At 37.4% G+C, this 1,657-nt stretch carries 1 protein-coding gene; it reads left to right on the top strand.

Translation table 11 applies throughout. From position 1 onward, the window contains the following. Positions 1 to 302: 302 nt before the first annotated feature. Entirely contained in the window at positions 303 to 1,580 is a 1,278-nt protein-coding gene (locus tag ACYQ21_RS15475) for an IS110 family RNA-guided transposase (protein ID WP_460059568.1), read from the top strand. Positions 1,581 to 1,657 lie beyond the last annotated feature (77 nt).

Genomic DNA, 1,657 nt, shown 5'->3' with positions numbered 1-1,657 from the left:
CATTTTAAGTTCCATTTCTACTCGCTGCGCTCGGCGAATCAAATAGTGATGAAAACGAGTGCGCACTCTCGTTCTATACGATATAATTGAATCAGAAGAAGGTAAACTACAAAGCACGGGAGGAGGAGTTACAGACTATCTTTTCGATTCAAAGCAGTATTTTAAGCAGTGTATGAAATGCCTTTCAAGCACAAATAAGTGAGTCTTAACTCGTACACTAGTCATTGTTTTAACAAATCCTAGTTAAATTGCTGGCATTTCAGTCCCTACCTTCTTCCTCTTTTGGACAAGGAGAGCTTCTTATGAAAATTGTTTACCCCGTATGTGCTGGATTGGATGTTCACAAGACTTTTATTGTCGCAACTATTATTACGACTAAATCTAATGAAATCAATCCCTCCTACAAAAAACAACGCTTTTCAACTCACAATAACCAAATTCTGGCATTGAAAAATTGGTTATTAGACAACAATTGTCATGACATTTGTATGGAATCTACTGGTAAATATTGGATCCCTATCTTCAATCTACTTGAAGATGAACTAAAAGTTACTGTCTGTAACCCTAAGTGGGTAAAAGCTGTTAAAGGCAATAAAGATGATGTCAAAGATTCTAAATGGATTGCGGAGCTTTTTCGAATCGGCCTCGTACCTGCCAGTTTTATTCCGCCTAAGTTCTTTCGTATACTTCGAGAATTCACTAGATATCGGGCTAAATTGACCTACCAACGCTCTAGCGAGAAAAATAGACTTCAAAACGCTTTTACTGTCGGAAATGTTGCCATGGATTCTGTTGTCTCTGACATGTTCGGGAAATCCTCTAAAAAGGTGAGAGATTATCTTATCTCAACTTCAAATTTTAATCCTGAATATTGTCAGTCACTCCTTCATGGGAGAATGAAACCTAAAGCTGATGCGCTTTGGGAATCTATTGTGGGCTATTCTTTTACACCTGAACAGATTATCCGAATTCAGATGATTGAAGAACACAAAATTTATCTGGACAATACCATTCAATTTCTTGATGAGATGCTAGATAAAATGATGGCACCACACGAAGAAGTGATTAACTTACTGGTTTCAATTCCAGGTATCAAACGACAATCTGCTATCACAATCTTATCCGAAATTGGGAGAGATATGACGGCATTCAAATCCTCTAAAAGACTTTGTGCTTGGGCGGGACTAACACCTTCAAGTAATGAATCTGCGGGTAAGAAGAAATCTGTTAAAATTTCACGTGCTGGAGTTTATCTCAAACCAGCCTTAGTACAATGTGCTCACGCTGCCGTGAAATCAACTCAAAATACTTACTACAAAGACAAATACGAAAGAATAAGTAAACGTAGAGGGAAAAAGAGAGCCATTATCGCAATTGCTCGTATGATGCTTACCGCTATTTTCAATATGATAAATAACGGGGAGTTATGGAACCCAACTGATTTATACAAGATAGATATGCCAGAGCACTTGATTAAAAAACAGTTGGATAATGCCATTAAACAAGCAACTAAATTGCTTATCAAGCAAGGTATTCTTCCTGAAGAGTTTAAAAAAAGCAGGGAAATGAGGGATACCTAAAGATTTTTCGCCCTTAAATTGAGAGCTGGTTTTCTGCGCTCTTTTTAAGGGGGGACTTTATATTGTTTTTCACACTA

This window comes from Pseudolactococcus yaeyamensis (genome assembly GCF_054658615.1).
Note: the sequence above shows the minus strand (reverse complement) of the source record. Positions and strands in the feature narration are given on the sequence as shown.